The following is a 605-nucleotide window of genomic DNA, read 5'->3' on the forward strand; positions in this document are numbered from 1 at the left end:
CAAAAAAATTACATAACATTACATAACATAATTTTATTTTTGTGATATAATTAAACTATGAAAAATCTAATAGTTATGATGATGGGAAACGGGAAAGCAAGATATTGCAGAGTTGTTAAGTCTAATGGTTTTGCAAAAGGAATAAAAAATGTAATTAGTTTAGGGAGCGAATCTAAACTAAGTGCAATAAATGAACGATATCTTGAGATATTTAGAGAAAAGATCAAGGAAATCAGTGATAACACAGAACCTAAAACCATAAAAAAAATGATGCTTGACCATTTATGCTCGCTTAAAGAGAAAAATTTCATTACAAACATCGGGATTAATATTTTTTATGATGTTATAAAAAAACTTGAAATATTCAGCTCTTTAAAGAAGTCTAAACACAAAAACCTTGAAGAACTTCTAAAATACCAAATAGCATCAAGAATCCTACAAAATACTTCAATCATTAAGAGTTTTGAGACAAAAGATAATTATTTAAATGATATTGAATCTAAAAAAGATACATTTTATAGTCTTCTTGATGTTCTATATGAAAATGAGATTGAAATAGTCAAAAATTTAAATAATAAAATTGCAGAAATGACTTCAAGAAATAA

1 pseudogene is annotated in these 605 nt (G+C 25.1%); it reads left to right on the plus strand.

Annotated elements, in window-relative coordinates:
• Positions 1–57: 57 nt before the first annotated feature.
• Positions 58–605, plus strand: a pseudogene (locus tag E1I18_RS03630) (hypothetical protein); the annotation flags it as partial.

Origin of the sequence: Mycoplasmopsis mucosicanis (assembly GCF_006546935.1) — a bacterium.
GTDB classification, from domain to species: Bacteria; Bacillota_I; Bacilli_A; order Mycoplasmatales; family Metamycoplasmataceae; genus Mycoplasmopsis; species Mycoplasmopsis mucosicanis.